This is a genomic window from Mycobacterium simiae (assembly GCF_008370645.1).
Classification (GTDB): domain Bacteria; phylum Actinomycetota; class Actinomycetes; order Mycobacteriales; family Mycobacteriaceae; genus Mycobacterium; species Mycobacterium simiae_A.
Genome location: NZ_VTZN01000519.1, coordinates 1 through 479 on the forward strand (window position 1 = coordinate 1; position 479 = coordinate 479).

Consider the following 479-nt stretch of genomic DNA (forward strand, 5'->3'; position numbering starts at 1 on the left):
AAGTGGTGATCAAATCGATGACTCGATCTTTCCGTTACCGACCGCAGGCGGTCGTTGTCCCTGCCGTGGCGGCAATGTCGGTCCTGGTTCTTGGGCCCGGGGTCCTCATCGGCATGTGGCTGCTGTTGCCCTGGCCGCCCCATGTGTTGACATGGCCTTATCACCGGTCTTATTCGCTTGGTGACACCCTATTACTGCCGTTGCTAACCGCTGCCTTGCTGGTGCTAGGCCGCCGACCGTGTGGACAAGCAAGAAGTTGGCTGTCGCGCTTGCCGGCGCTGCTCGCGGCAGTTATCGGTGCGGCTGTGGGGGGCTGGGTGCAATATTTGTGGTGGTCCGACCCGACGCCACCTCCGACGTGGTGGACATCGGGGCGGTCCCATCACTTCACCGTCGCCGGAGCCTGGCACGCCGCTTTTTTTGTAGCCATGTCGGCAGTTTTGGCGTATCTGGTCGTGAATATGCTGGTGACCTGGAGG

1 protein-coding gene is annotated in these 479 nt (G+C 61.2%); it reads left to right on the forward strand.

Annotation, left to right across the window (positions count from 1 at the left end; genetic code table 11):
- Nucleotides 1-74: 74 nt before the first annotated feature.
- A partial coding sequence (locus tag F0Q45_RS28855; RefSeq protein WP_223163964.1) for a hypothetical protein occupies nucleotides 75-479 on the forward strand: 405 nt, incomplete at its 3' end.